Origin of the sequence: Bacillus sp. Xin1 (assembly GCF_013314535.1) — a bacterium.
GTDB lineage: Bacteria > Bacillota > Bacilli > Bacillales > Bacillaceae_G > Bacillus_A.
On the sequence record NZ_JABUAE010000006.1, the window covers coordinates 61,091 to 75,413 of the forward strand.

Annotated in this window: 13 protein-coding genes; all 13 read right to left on the reverse strand. The window is 36.1% G+C overall.

Annotated features, from left to right (window positions below; genetic code table 11):
* Positions 1–11 precede the first annotated feature (11 nt).
* On the reverse strand, positions 12–683 hold the full coding sequence (locus HRG09_RS08735; protein WP_174100430.1) for a response regulator transcription factor: 672 nt from the start codon (positions 681–683) through the stop codon (positions 12–14).
* 111 nt (positions 684–794) lie between these two features.
* Positions 795–1,787 (reverse strand): UDP-glucose 4-epimerase GalE, encoded by a 993-nt coding sequence (galE, locus tag HRG09_RS08740; RefSeq protein ID WP_174100431.1) that lies wholly within the window; start codon positions 1,785–1,787, stop codon positions 795–797.
* A 110-nt stretch (positions 1,788–1,897) separates the two neighbouring features.
* Positions 1,898–2,590 (reverse strand): sugar phosphate nucleotidyltransferase, encoded by a 693-nt coding sequence (locus tag HRG09_RS08745; RefSeq protein ID WP_174100432.1) that lies wholly within the window; start codon positions 2,588–2,590, stop codon positions 1,898–1,900.
* Complete coding sequence (locus HRG09_RS08750) at positions 2,587–3,561, reverse strand: DMT family transporter (RefSeq protein ID WP_174100433.1); 975 nt, start codon at positions 3,559–3,561, stop codon at positions 2,587–2,589. Before HRG09_RS08750 ends, HRG09_RS08745 begins: the two co-directional genes overlap by 4 nt.
* Positions 3,558–5,423, reverse strand: coding sequence for an NTP transferase domain-containing protein (locus tag HRG09_RS08755; RefSeq protein ID WP_174100434.1), 1,866 nt, complete (start codon positions 5,421–5,423; stop codon positions 3,558–3,560). The genes HRG09_RS08750 and HRG09_RS08755 overlap by 4 nt, the downstream gene beginning before the upstream one ends.
* 320 nt (positions 5,424–5,743) lie before the next feature.
* Positions 5,744–6,652 (reverse strand): polyisoprenyl-teichoic acid--peptidoglycan teichoic acid transferase TagU, encoded by a 909-nt coding sequence (gene tagU / locus HRG09_RS08760; RefSeq protein WP_217447970.1) that lies wholly within the window; start codon positions 6,650–6,652, stop codon positions 5,744–5,746.
* 270 nt (positions 6,653–6,922) lie between these two features.
* A complete protein-coding gene (locus tag HRG09_RS08765; RefSeq protein WP_174100435.1) occupies positions 6,923–7,558 on the reverse strand; it encodes a class D sortase in 636 nt (211 codons plus the stop codon).
* A gap of 9 nt (positions 7,559–7,567) precedes the next feature.
* Complete coding sequence (locus HRG09_RS08770; protein WP_254610047.1) at positions 7,568–8,152, reverse strand: hypothetical protein; 585 nt, start codon at positions 8,150–8,152, stop codon at positions 7,568–7,570.
* 354 nt (positions 8,153–8,506) lie between these two features.
* The gene (gene tagU, locus HRG09_RS08775; protein ID WP_174100436.1) at positions 8,507–9,424 is read right to left on the reverse strand and encodes a polyisoprenyl-teichoic acid--peptidoglycan teichoic acid transferase TagU; all 918 of its coding nucleotides are present in this window, start codon (positions 9,422–9,424) and stop codon (positions 8,507–8,509) included.
* Between the two features lie 226 nt (positions 9,425–9,650).
* Complete coding sequence (fabZ, locus tag HRG09_RS08780) at positions 9,651–10,085, reverse strand: 3-hydroxyacyl-ACP dehydratase FabZ (protein WP_174100437.1); 435 nt, start codon at positions 10,083–10,085, stop codon at positions 9,651–9,653.
* A 482-nt stretch (positions 10,086–10,567) separates the two neighbouring features.
* On the reverse strand, positions 10,568–12,220 hold the full coding sequence (tagH, locus tag HRG09_RS08785; protein ID WP_174100438.1) for a teichoic acids export ABC transporter ATP-binding subunit TagH: 1,653 nt from the start codon (positions 12,218–12,220) through the stop codon (positions 10,568–10,570).
* Positions 12,221–12,235: 15 nt separating this feature from the next.
* Positions 12,236–13,042 (reverse strand): ABC transporter permease, encoded by an 807-nt coding sequence (locus HRG09_RS08790; protein WP_174100439.1) that lies wholly within the window; start codon positions 13,040–13,042, stop codon positions 12,236–12,238.
* Entirely contained in the window at positions 13,039–14,322 is a 1,284-nt protein-coding gene (locus tag HRG09_RS08795; RefSeq protein ID WP_174100440.1) for a nucleotide sugar dehydrogenase, read from the reverse strand. The genes HRG09_RS08790 and HRG09_RS08795 overlap by 4 nt, the downstream gene beginning before the upstream one ends.
* Between the last annotated feature and the right edge of the window lies 1 nt (position 14,323).

A 14,323-nucleotide genomic window follows, 5' to 3' on the forward strand; every position in this document is an offset into this window, starting at 1 on the left:
CTTATCACCTTTTAACACTCTAACTTATATCCAACGCCATATATCGTCTTAATACTTTCACCACTTGCCCCAAGCTTCTTCCGAAGGCGCTGCACCATAATATCCACCGCTCTCGTATTTCCCGTGTACGCAAAACCCCACACTTTCTCTAATAGCTCATCACGCATAAACACACGCTGCGGATGTGAAGCAAACAACTGGCATAAATTAAACTCACGATACGTTAAATCAATTTCTTCTCCATTCACATGCACTTTCCGCTCATTCGGATAAATGACGAGTTCACCAGCCCGAATGATCTTATCATCCTTAGGCATCCCCTGCTTTATTACGCGCCGTGCCATATTCTTCACCCGAAGAATCAGCTCTGCATGATTGAACGGCTTCGTTACATAATCATCCGCACCAAGCTGAAGGCCAAGCAACTTATCATTCATTTGACTCTTCGCTGTTAACATAAGTACAGGAATATCTCGGTCCTTCTCCCTGAATACGCGAAGTAATTCATAACCATCCGTATCCGGAAGCATCACATCTAAAATCAATACATCCGGCTCCTCGGCCCACCTTTGCAAAGCTTCATTCCCATCAGCTGCAGTAAGTACTTCATATCCTTCCATCTCCAGCTGCATACGAATCAAATTTCGAATGCTCGATTCATCATCAACAACAAGTATCTTCATATATACCCTCCTTTCGCAGTACATTTTAGTATAGCAAATATCTTATACAAAAAGAGAGTGTATTGTCGAACATATGTTGAACGACGATACACTCTCTTCTATACATCATTTTTACTTCTCATATCCTTGTGGCTTGCTTTGATGCCAATTCCACGCATGTTCAATAATTGTTTTTACATCTGTATATTGCGGATTCCAGCCTAGCTTTTCTTTTGCTTTTTGAGAAGATGCAACAAGGCGCGCTGGATCTCCCGCTCTTCTTGGCGCAACTTCTGCTGGAATTTCATGATTTGTTACTTCACGAACTGCTTCAACAATTTCTTTCACACTAAATCCGTTACCGTTTCCTAAGTTATAAAAGTCACTGTCCCCGCCACTTTGTAAATCTTTCAGTCCAAGGAAGTGAGCCGCTACTAAATCATCAACGTGGATATAGTCACGAATACATGTACCATCTGGTGTATTATAATCATCACCAAACATCATGATCTTTTCACGTTGTCCTAAAGCAACTTGCAGCACAAGCGGAATTAAATGTGTCTCCGGACGATGATCTTCACCGATAATACCGCTTGGCGTTGCACCAGCTACGTTAAAGTATCTAAAAATCTTATATTTTAAATGAGAAGCTTGGCTATACCAATGCAACATTTTTTCAATCGCTAATTTTGTTTCACCATATGTGTTCGTAGGATTTGTTGGTGTTTCTTCTGAAATTAACGCAACATCTACATCTCCATATGTTGCCGCAGTTGATGAGAAGATAAATTTATCAATCTTGAACTCATCCATTACCTCTAGTAAACATAGTGCACCATATACGTTGTTATTATAGTATTGAAGCGGTTTTTCCATGCTCACGCCAACTAAAGAATCCGCTGCAAAATGCATCACCGCGTCAATTGTTTCTTGCTGGAACACGTCTCTTAAGAAACCTTTATCACGAAGATCGCCTTTATAAAATTTCACGCCTTCTGCAATTGCATCTTCATGACCTGTTTGTAGGTTGTCTACTACGATGACAGATTGTCCTTCATCCACTAACTTTTTCACAGCGTGAGAACCAATATAACCAGCTCCGCCACAAACTAAAATAGAACCCATATTTTCCACCCAACTTTTCATTTTTTTAACCTATAAATATAGCTTAGCTAGTTTTATTTTATATGGCAAGAAAAATTCCAATTTTTTCATAAAACCATCAACAATTGTTATTATGCTAACACTGCTAGTTTTTCTTCTACCTTCTGCAAATCTTCTACAGAATCAATTTCAAAACTATCATTGCTATCGATTTTGTACAGATGGACATTTAAATCTTGAATGTTATCTTTTACGATATTGTCCCAGTATAGTTCAGTGAAATCTTCTTGATCTACTACTTCTTCTAGTTTTTTCACAATATGGACGCCATCTTCTTTCGACCAATACGAAATACCACATAAGATGTAGTCATCATCACCGTCACCGATTTCAATATCATATACTTTACGATTTTCGTCATGCTTAATGATCCATTCATTACGGAAATCTTCTTTCTTCGCACTAAAGTATAAAGATGACTCTGGATTCTCGATAAAGATATTACGGTGTAAATAAACATCCGCATCCATTACATATGCATCTTGCAAGTATTCACGAACTAAATACATTGTATAAATATTGTTATACACATTATATTTGTCATTGTGCACCAGCTTCACGTTATACTTATCAATAAGATAATCGAATTTCTCTGCTAAGTAGCCTGTTACAACAATAATTTCTTCCACGCCGATTTCTTGTAAATATTCAATTTGACGCTCTAGCATCGGCTTGCCGTTTACCTCTACTAATGATTTCGGAGTCGTTAACGTTAATGGACGTAAACGAGTTCCCATACCTGCTGCTAATAAAATCGCTCTCACGTTACTTCACCTCTATATTTTTTCGCTTTCATAAACTCAGTTATATCTGCAACTGTTAATACAGCCCCTACAAGGATGGCAATACAACAAATAATTAACTTCCATGAGAAAGGTGCTCCTAATGCTAACATAGAAATGACAACCGCCCATGCTGAATACGTAATGTTAAGCGCCATCGCTTTTGTCGGTCCAATTTCATGAATTGCCTTATAGTAGAACACATAAGAAGCTGTTCCAACTAACGCAATCACAATAATTAACATAAACTCGCTGCTCATCACAACTTGTTTCGTTAAGAAATGTCCTCCAACTGAAGGTAAAATAACAAGTCCGTATGTTGTTGCTGAAACAAGCTGACGAATTTGCAGTGCTTCTTCTGGAGATACTTCTTCATCTTTCATACCGTACGCACAGATTACACATTCTAAGCCCCAGCCAACGATACAAATAAGGACGAAAATAAATCCTAACATATAGTTTTCAGTTGCAAAGCCATCACCTGTAAATCCAAGTATAATAATGAATGTAATACTAATGACAAGTCCAATCCAATTCCACGAACGAAGACGATCTTTCAAAAATACAAATGCAAAAAATGCACCAACCGCTGGATAGACAGCGGAAATCGCTGCTGTATAAGAAGCTCCGATATATTTTACAGCTAATACATAAAACGTCATCCCAATCGGTCCACCCATCAGTGCTCCTAACATAACGAACCGTCCACTTCTTGTCTTCAACTTAGAAAGAGCCGTTTTCAACTGCCCTTTGATCCCCATATAAAGCATCATCCATAACGTTGACATAAAGTCGTGTAAAAACGTACTTACAAGCGGCGCCAGAAACACAACTTGTTCTGTCGCTAACATCAGCTGTGAAGATAAGATAATTCCAATCAATACAGTATCTACAGCCCACGCAAAACCAGAAAAGATCCCATAAAATATGCCTTTACTTTGTACTTTTCTCATTGTAATACCTCACACTCAAGCTCTACGAAGAGTTGTAAATTTTCCTTCGCACGATTATAACGATCTATTCCATATGTCCCAAAGTCGCTTCCTGTTGCTTCTTTAATCTTTGTCCAAATACTCCATAAGAAATCTTGGAAAATCTTATTCATCAATATTCTTTCTTTATAAGACTCATCTACTTGTCCATTAAAATAGTAATCTAAAAATAGCTCATCATCTTCTGAAGAAAATCCACATTCTAAACTATGCGCAGCGATATCCCACATCGGATCGTTCATGCCGCCATATTCCCAATCAATTAAGTACACTTTGTCTTCGCCGCTCTTCACAAAGTTTTCAGGAACAGTGTCATTATGACAAGGCGTAAGCATAACATCCATCGCTACATACATATCTTTTAATCGCATCACTTGGCGCTTTACTTCTTCATAATCATCGAAGTTAGAACCATTTACTTTATTTAATAACCCTTCATAATGCTCAATTTTTTCAAATACATTAAACGTATTATCCATCACGATATTTGAACTGTGTAATTTGTTTAAGATTGTTGCTGTTAACTTCATATTGTCATTACGTTTTGCCGTTTTCGGATTTAACGTTTCAGCGTTTGGAATTAACTTCGCTAATTTCACACCAGTTTCTGCATTAAAGTATAACAGCTTCGCATCAATTCCTAGATCACTCGCTAAATTCGAATTCATCATTTCATCGCGGCGACTAATCATCTCTTCCGTACCGCTTCCTGGAATACGCAGTACATATTCCTCTCCGGCTGCAATGACTTTAAAATTCGTATTTGTCATACCACCGAATGATTGAATATCTGTAATTTCATCTTTTGAAATAGAAAGTGCTTCTGAAACATATCTTTTAATTTGTCTCTCTTTAAACTCCGCCTCTTTTTTCACTAAACGAGGGTAAATTTTATTTTTCACCACTTCATATTGCTTCGTTGTATCAATCTCTGCCCATACAACATCTGATAACTTCGCATAGCCAACATCATACAACCTTGCCGCATCAAGAAGTAAATATTCATAATTCACATATGGATTTTGATTATGACGGTATGTCTCTAACATATTCATAAACACATCATACGAAATTTTAGAAACCCCAACCATCTCGCCATCAATGCGGTTTAACTGATGAATATCCTTTGAAATGTTATGAAGATAACCGTCCCGAATCTCAACAAACGCCTCATCACCAGATCCACTCTCACTCGTAACAAGTACACAATCTGGTTCCGGATGGTTTAATACTTTAATAAGAGCTTTCTCTTCAATTAAAATATCATCTTCAATTAATAAGAAATCATCTGTAATAAACTCCCCAGCCGCTGCAAGTGATGCCATCGAGCCCGTCCACTTATATTTCGGATTTTCCACAAAGTGCACATTATGACGGCCTGTCCAGCCCTCAAACTGCTCCTTCTTATAACCAACAACCACAACGATCTTCTCAATCCCATTATTTTTAAGGATTTCTAAACTACGATCTAACAAAAGCTTTTCCCCAACTGTCAACAAACCAGATGGCTTTCCAAACTCTTGACGCTTCCCAGCCGCAAGAACAACAGCTTGCGTAACTTTCTGGCTCTCTTTACGATGAATGCGAAGCTTCTTCCCTTGATAAGCCGCTAGTTCCTGGCGCATGTATTCGAAGCCTTTTTTATACAAATAATAATTCATGTATTTCCCTGATTTTTCACTATAGATATATTGATTCTTCGTTAAATCATTCATAATATAATTCACTTTACCAACAGATATATTGCACTTCTCTGCGATCTTTTTTTGATTCATCTGTGGGTTTTGATTAATAACCTCTAACACATTTAAAACTTGTTGCATAGTGTTCCCCTCCATAACCCAATTCATCCGTTCATTTTTTGAACATGTCATTATCATAGCACTTTTGGGTAGGAACGTAAATATTTTGTAAATTTAGTATGAAGTTTGTAAATATGAATTCAAAACCTAATTAAACCCTTTCTTTTAGAGGGGAGAGCGCATCCAGCCATGCATAGAAACGGTCCACGCCAAGTGAAAACAGACGAAGAAAATGAGTGCAGGTCACTTTTTTAGCCATAGCCTCAGCTTATATGCTGAATAGCATCAAAGAAGCCTAATTTCCCAAAACAGGGTCATTAGGCTTCTTATTATACTAACTGCTATTTTGTTAACTCTAAATGAGCTTTTAACTTATTAGACAAGTCTTGACGATCTTTATCTGATACAAAGTAGTACCAAACGCCACCTTGCTTACGACCATCACCAGGAATTTGAATCTCTTCTTTCTTATTCATCGCAGCTTTATAATTGCTTTGAAGATCCCACATTTGATCCTGATTTAAATTTGTCTTTACGTTTTGCTCAACTGCTCCTAACATCGTGCCAAGCTTTGTAACGGACGATATATTCGCGCCTTTACTAATAACCGCTTCTAACACTTGACGCTGGCGCATTTGACGACCGAAATCGCCGCGCGGATCTTCCTTACGCATACGCGTATACTTCAGTGCCTGCTCGCCATTTAAATGGATATTCCCTTTCTCAAATGACATCCCCTCAAGGGTAAATGCTATATCATTATACACATCGATTCCACCAACAGCGTCAACAATATCCTTAAAACCTTCCATATTGACTTCAATATAATAATCAACCGGCACATCTAAGAAATTCTCAACCGTCTTCACAGACATATCAATGCCGCCAAATGCATACGCATGGTTGATTTTATCCTTCTTCCCTTTCCCAACAATCTCCGTATATGTATCACGAGGAATACTTACGATTTTCATCGAACTATCTTTCGGATTTAATGTCAACAACATAATCGAATCCGAACGCCCCTTATCTGCCCCGCGCTCATCTGCACCTAATAATAAAATAGACACTGGCTCCTTATTTCCTAACTTCACATCAGTAGATCGTTTCGTAGAATGATCTCGTTCAAGCGGCTTATACACTTTATCGAGTGTTCCCGTAACAGATGAGTACATATAATACGCATAACCGCCTCCCGCGATTAGAAGAACAACAATAATACCAAGTATCCAAAATAGAAATTTCTTCATTATGTAACCTTCTTTCTTGAATCGACTTTATAGGTTTTTGAGGAATAAAGTACCAATTTACATTATACATGGAATTGAATTGACTCATCAAACTATACTGCGCTTCATATCTAACACTTAACTTATATATTTCCTCATATAACCTCTTATCTATACAAAAAGAACTTCCCCGCCTTATCCATAACACTAGATAAGGCGGGGAAGTTCTTTTACTCTCCAGCACAAATAAACCCCATTGCTTAAATAAGCAGTGGGGTTTTATCCTTCAAACTATGATTGTTTCTCTAAATCTGGCTTAGACACAAGCTTCGTATACACAATAAAACGATCTGGCGCATCACCAATATAATCAAACGGATAACATGTTGTTAACGTTAACGTCTCATAATCCGTTGGAACAATAATACTCTCATCCTTCGCATCCGTAATTTTAAAGTCCGTTATTTCATACACGAACTCACCATACGGCGTTTCAAACTTGATTTGATCGCCCTTCTTCACATCTTCCAGCTTACGAAAACTCGTATTCCGGTGTCCGCTTAGCACAACATTTCCACCTTGACCAGGCAACATACTCCCAGCGAAATGCCCAACTCCTGATTTCAGTTCTTTCGGATGAGTCCCTTCTACAACAGGAACTTCATACGAAATAGAAGGGAACTTCAACTCACCAAGCTTCTCTCCTGGGTCAGGAAACTTAGACCAAACTTGTTTAAACTCTTTCTCTTGTTCCGCAGGCTTATAAGGTGTAATGACTGTATGAGCTAATAATGTCGTTTGCTTCGTCAGTTCCCAACAGAAAAAAGCAACAATCCCAAGGCCAAACAAAATAATGGAAACGGGAATCCCAATGATCCCCCATCTCCATTTTGACTTACGCTTATGTACTTTCTTTCTCTTTTCCATAGTAAGTACTTACGCTTGTTCTACTTTACGAGCTAATCGTACTGCTGGAACTAGCGCAGCTGCACCTAGAAGTACAATTAAGCCACCAATTAACATATACGTTTGTTCATGAGGTGCTGTATTTGGCATTTCAGCATTTGTCATTGGAACGAACTTACCAGTTGCATTTAGCTCACGCTTCGCTTCCATCGCAACTTTTAAAGCATTTACCATGCTTTTGAAGTTAGCTGCTTGTACCATTTCTTGAGTTGGATTGATTGTTGCAAGCAGTTTGCCATCTAGATCTTTTAATTGAACTAACAAATTACTATCAGGACAGATTGAGTAGTTTAAAAGATCTAAAGATTTCCCGCTCTGATCTACAAGTTCTACTTGTAAATGGGCAAGCTTTGCACTATCAAGGAAGAGACGAAGCATTTCTACTTTTTGCTCCATTTTTAAGTTCATTACATTATCTGCACTTGAAAGAAGCTCACTCACTCGTGCTGCATTTGCATTAATTTGAGCTTGCTCTTGATCAGTTATGTATAGGTTTACATTTTCTATATATTTACAATATGTAGGTGTAGTTAATATTATTAGGAGAAATATCATGGTTTGGTCTATGACTCCATCATATCTCGTTTAAGATTTTTTCCCACAATAAACCTTAATTTTACTTTCCCCTTAATTTCCAGCCATATTTTTCAGACTTTAATTGATAAATTTTTTTTCGAAAATCTCCTATATTTTTTAAACAAACGTTTGTTTAAAAAAAGAGAATACATTTATCGACACATTCACTTCTAATTATACAGACGATAACAACTTTACCTTTTTAACAACATAACAGCAAAGTTTCAATTAATTGTTTTATAAATACTATCCAAATGCCGTTCACTTCCTTTCTACCATTCTTTTAAAAAAGAAACCAACTGTTTTATCAACAGCTGGCTTCTCTTTGAAATATTAATTTCCTTTTAATTCAAGGTGTTCTCTTAGCTTATTCGATAAGTCTTTACGATCTTGTTCAGACACAAAATAATACCAAACACCATCTTCCGCTTTATGTCCATCACCTTTAATTTGAATTTCTTCTTTATTTTTCATTGCTTCTTTATAATTCTTTTGCATATCAAACATTTGATCTTGTGTTAAGTTTGTTTTTACGTTTTTCTCAACTGCTTTTAACACATCACCATAGTTTGCAAGAGAAGAAACATTTGCTCCTTTAATAATAACAGCTTGTAGTACTTGGCGTTGACGCATTTGACGACCAAAATCTCCACGTGGATCTTGCTTTCTCATACGTGTATATTTTAGTGCATCTTCACCTGTTAAATGGATATTACCTTTCGCAAAATGTGTACGATCTTGTGTGAATTCTAAATCATTGTTTACATCTACACCACCAACTGCATCAACAATATCTTTGAAGCCTTCCATATTTACTTCAATATAATAATCAATTGGCGTATCCAAGAAGTTTTCTACAGTATCAACAGACATATTAATACCACCAAATGCATACGCATGGTTAATCTTATCTTTTTTCCCTTTACCAACGATCTCTGTATATGTATCGCGAGGAATGCTTAACAGTTTCATTGATTGTTGTTTCGGATTTAAAGTAATTACCATTAGCGAGTCAGAACGCCCTTGGTCACCTGCACGCTCATCTGCACCCATTAATAGGATGGATACCGGTTTTGAATCTGCTACTTTTACTTCTTCTGTACGTTTCTTCGAATGGTCACGATCTAATGGCTTATGAACTTTATCTAATGTACTTGAGACAGATGAATAAACACTATATGCATAAATACCTGTGCCAATTATAAGTACACCTACAATTCCTAAAATCCAAAGTAGGATCTTCTTTTTCATCTCTTCAACCCTCTTTCTATTTATTACACGAGCGCTTTTATTGTGAAAAGAAACACTCTATGCATTTTCCCACCTTTTATTGGCCCAAAACCATTATACGATATATTTTGATTTTTACTAGTTATCCCCTTAAGCTTATTGTTAATAAAAAGAGACAAATAGTAAGGATTAAAAATAATCCTTGCCATTTGTCCTCTGGAAGTAACATCCTTTTATTAAATACTGCTTATTCTTTCTTATCCCCCAGTGCAAATGTAATTTCAGCTTCACATGCAATTTCACCGTTTACAGTTGCAACTGCTTTTCCTTTTCCGATTGGTCCACGTACACGTGTCATTTCCACTTCTAGGCGAAGCTGATCACCTGGACGAACTTGACGTTTGAAACGGCAATTGTCAATACCAGCAAAGAATGCAAGGCGACCACGATTTTCCTCTTTCTTAAGTACTGCAACAGCACCAACCTGTGCTAATGCTTCTACAATTAAAACACCTGGCATTACAGGATAATCAGGAAAATGCCCGTTGAAGTACTCTTCGTTTGCCGTTACATTTTTAATTCCAATTGCACGTTTTCCTTCTTCTACCTCTAGAATTTGATCAACAAGTAAAAATGGATAACGATGCGGAATAATTTCTTTTATTTGTTGTATATCTAACATACTATTCTCTCCTTACACGCTAAATTGGTCATACCACTTAGGTTCATGATTTTATTATCCCATTTTGTCTATTATTTGTCATTATAAAAAAACGAAGCATTATTTCTGCTTCGGAACGTTTTTAAAAAATGTATACACTCTTTTCGGCATAATAAAATATTATTATTGCTGACACGGAGGTTGAAAAGAGTGTATACCCAAGTTAGGGAAAGGCAATTAGTATAAAACATTGTTTGCCTTAAGTGTCGTATTCACGACTTATTATAAAGGAGAGAAATAAGAAAGAAAAACCTAATATTTTCCCTTTTTTCTCGTTATTCTTCATAATTACTATCAATTTCTCTTTTTAGCTTACATTATCTTAAATGTTATATTTAGAAATTAAAATTAACAGCACACACAAATATGGAATTCTAAAAGAAAAGCTTCTTTCTACAAGATAAACTTTAATAAAGAGGAAAATCTTTAAAAATATATACCTTTTATTTTTTCTTCACAATCGATAAGGATTGAATTTCTGCATGTGTTTGATCAGAACGTGCTGCAATATAATAACTTTTTGATTCATAGAAGTAGTTTTTCTCTAAATCATTACTTATATTTTCTTTACCAAGTAATTCATGTAGCTTAGCAATAGACATTGAAATATCTTCAAACACAACTTCTACTACTTTGTCTTGAGAAATAACAAATTTAATATTCCCATCCTTATAAGTTGTTTTCTCCCCTATACTTTGTGATGAAGTCAATGACCGAGGGTATTCTGCCTTGAGTTCATTTAACGTCTTTCCAAAGTATGTAGGAGCTTTTACAAATTCTAATCCGTATACTCGCTTTAATAAAGCTGTTACATCATCTAATTTTGCATCCACTATTGCATCATTGCTCGGTGTAAATGGTACGACATACTGTGTACTCATCCAGCCAGTTTCACCTGTTGGTAATGCGACTTGTACCCACTCGCTACCAGTCTCAGTATTCTTTTTACTATTAGATGCAGTAAAGATTTCTCCAAAGTTAGCTACCGCTAGACGCTCACTGCTTGTACTTGGTTCTTTCCGAATGCTAATACTATTACTATTTACTATATATTTCTTATCCTTAGAAGAATCTTCTTTAGCTTGCTTACTCTCAGTATTACCTTTACTTTGAACAGACTTTTCTATAGTATCATTTCCTTTTTTCATCGGAAGCAAGTCTTTATAATAAAATCCTGTTGTGATTATCCCAGCCATAAGAGCTAAGCAAATTCCCATGATTACACCGCTTTTCTTTTTGAACTTGCGACGGTGTGTTTTGAACTCAGAATGGTTCTTTTGAATTTTTGTTGGTTGCTCTTGCAATAAACCATGTTGAAACTGTGAAGTTTGTTCTTCACGCAGCTGCTTTCTCTCTTCAGCAGTCATTTGATTATACTGTTTTAAGAAATCACCATAATGTGTAACTACTTCTTTTATATCTCCATATTCTTTCACTTGACCATAGTGTAACCAAAGGGCCTTTGTACAAAAACTTTGTACTTGAGACAAAGAATGACTAATAAAGAAAATTGTTTTTCCTTTTTCTTTAAATTCATTCATTTTATCTAAGCATTTTTTTGTAAAAGTTTGATCACCAACAGAAAGTGCTTCATCGATCACCAAAATGTCTGGGTCAATATGAACTGAAATTGCAAATCCAATTCTTGATTTCATTCCGCTTGAATATGTTTTAACAGGCTGATACATAAACTTTCCAATATCAGCAAATTCAATAACCTTAGGCGTAATTTCCTGAATCTGTTCTTTCGTAAGCCCCATCATTAAACCTTTTAGCTCGATATTTTCAATTCCTGTTAATTGGTTATTTAGCCCTGAAGAAATCGCAATTAATGCTGCAGAACCTTTAACATTCACTTTCCCTTTATTAGGAATTGTTACACCTGCAATTAAATTGGATAACGTACTCTTTCCCGAACCATTTAAACCTACAATTCCAACAATTTCTCCTTCTGGCACTTCAAATGATATATTGTTTAAAGCATAATGGTACTCACCATCTTCACTCTTAAAAAATAAATCCTTTAATTTATCAGAAGGCTTGTTGTACATCTTATATTTTTTTGTAACATGCTCGAACTTCACTTTATAATTCATTGAATCATTCACCTTTTATAAGTAGTCAACAAACTGCTTGCGGAACCTTATATGAAACATTGATCCAATCACAAACAAGATAATCGCGATTCCCCAGAAGTATAATGTATATGGTGACCATATAAAGCTAATATCGCCGTGCAATAAGGAAAGCCTATACCCTTCTACCACATAGTAAAATGGGTTTACCTTCATTAAGAATGCAAAAATACCACTCATATGCTCACTTGGTTTCCACAATACTGGTGTTAAATAAAATAACATCCTTGTAATGGATTGAATAAATAAATGTATATCTCTTGAAATAGTAGAGATTGTAGAAGTAATAAAAGCCAATGCAATTAAGAAACAAAAAGTAGAAACTATACAATATATCAATCCAACTATACTAAGAAAACTTAGCCCTTTAATAAATAATATAATAATTATTAACACGGCAAGTAAAATTATATGTGTATATAATTGCGATAATATAACATACGTTGGAATTACACTTAATGGGAAATTCATCTTAGAAACCGTGCTAAGCTTAGCATAAATAGAATTTGACCCCTGTATAATTGAACCGTTAATAAAAAACCATGGGATAATACCACATATCATCCAAACAAAGAAAGGCACCCCCTCTACAGGTGCTCCACCTCGAATACCTAGACCAAATACTAACCAGTAAACTAAGATTTGTGTTAATGGATTTAAAAATACCCATATAACCCCTAACGTACTTGATGCATATTGTTGCTTAATCTCATACGAAGAAAGTCTTCCCATTAAATATAGATTATCTAATTGTTCACGAAAAACGCTCTTTATTGCTTTCATACGGTAACCTCATTTTCCTGTAACACCTTGTATAGATTCCCAAAATGAATAATCTTCATACTACTTTTCGGATTTTCTTTTATACAATTACGAGTATCAAAAAGAAATGGCTGTCTCATTTTAGAAGCTAATTTGTTATAATCCATACCGCTAAACTCACTATGATCTGCTAATACAAGAAGTAAATCGGCTGCTTCCACCGCTTCTTCTGCTGGTAATGTTTTAAAGAAATTCGCTTGAATGTATGGATCATGAATTGCAACCGTGTATCCTTGTTCATGCAGTAGATCTAGAATTTCTAGGGCTGGACTTTCCCTCATATCATCTGTGTTTCCTTTATAAGTCACGCCAAACACAGCAACTTTTGGTTTCTCAATTCCTTTAAGTAATTTTCTAACATTCTCTACAACATAGGAGGGCATAGAAATGTTTGTATCTCGGGACATTTGAATAATATTTGTCAGTTCTGGCGCCTTTGCCACAATAAAATATGGATCAACAGCTAAGCAATGACCTCCTACACCTGGGCCTGGCTGATGTAGGTTTACACGGGGATGTTTGTTTGCCATTTCAATAACATCCAATACATTGATTTCGAGTTTATTACATACCTTTGCTAATTCATTTGACAATGCAATATTAACATCTCGAAACGTATTTTCCATTAACTTAGACATCTCTGCTGTTTTTGCATCTGTCTCAACTATTTCACCTTGTACAAACGTTTCATATACCTTTGCACCCATTCGGGCACAATTGGGCGTTATTCCACCTACAATTCTATTATTAAAAACAATTTCCTCCATAATTTTCCCTGGGAGTACTCTTTCTGGACAATGCACTAAATATATATCTTTCCCAACTGTAAAACCAGCCTCTTCAACTAAAGGCTTTACATAATCATCCATACTTCGTGGAGCAATTGTTGATTCTACTATTAATACGTTCCCTGTTTTAACGTGAGGAAGAATTTTCTTTACTGCCATCAATACACCAGTCAAATCACATGACTTATACTGATCTTCGTAATTTGGAGTTGGAACAGAAACAATAAAAACATCTGCCGCTTCTGGTGTAAGCGAAGCACGTAACATCCCTTTATTTACTGCTTCTTTCACAGCCTCTCCAAGTCCCGGCTCTTCAATATGAATTTCTCCTCGGTTTAATTTGTCTACAACACCTGGATTAATATCAACCCCCACTACTTCAGCGCCATGTTTTGCAAACATGGCGGAAGTAGGGAGACCGATATAACCTAGGCCTATTACGCAGATTTTCACA

Excerpts from the sequence above, each read along its gene's own strand:
- HRG09_RS08735 (WP_174100430.1), bottom strand. The coding sequence starts at position 683 with ATGAAGATACTTGTTGTTGATGATGAATCGAGCATTCGAAATTTGATT.
- galE (WP_174100431.1), bottom strand. The coding sequence starts at position 1,787 with ATGGGTTCTATTTTAGTTTGTGGCGGAGCTGGTTATATTGGTTCTCAC.
- HRG09_RS08750 (WP_174100433.1), bottom strand. The coding sequence starts at position 3,561 with ATGAGAAAAGTACAAAGTAAAGGCATATTTTATGGGATCTTTTCTGGT.
- HRG09_RS08755 (WP_174100434.1), bottom strand. The coding sequence starts at position 5,423 with ATGCAACAAGTTTTAAATGTGTTAGAGGTTATTAATCAAAACCCACAG.
- tagU (WP_217447970.1), bottom strand. The coding sequence starts at position 6,652 with ATGAAGAAATTTCTATTTTGGATACTTGGTATTATTGTTGTTCTTCTA.
- HRG09_RS08765 (WP_174100435.1), bottom strand. The coding sequence starts at position 7,558 with ATGGAAAAGAGAAAGAAAGTACATAAGCGTAAGTCAAAATGGAGATGG.
- HRG09_RS08770 (WP_254610047.1), bottom strand. The coding sequence starts at position 8,152 with ATGATATTTCTCCTAATAATATTAACTACACCTACATATTGTAAATAT.
- tagU (WP_174100436.1), bottom strand. The coding sequence starts at position 9,424 with ATGAAAAAGAAGATCCTACTTTGGATTTTAGGAATTGTAGGTGTACTT.
- fabZ (WP_174100437.1), bottom strand. The coding sequence starts at position 10,085 with ATGTTAGATATACAACAAATAAAAGAAATTATTCCGCATCGTTATCCA.
- tagH (WP_174100438.1), bottom strand. The coding sequence starts at position 12,220 with ATGAATTATAAAGTGAAGTTCGAGCATGTTACAAAAAAATATAAGATG.
- HRG09_RS08790 (WP_174100439.1), bottom strand. The coding sequence starts at position 13,042 with ATGAAAGCAATAAAGAGCGTTTTTCGTGAACAATTAGATAATCTATAT.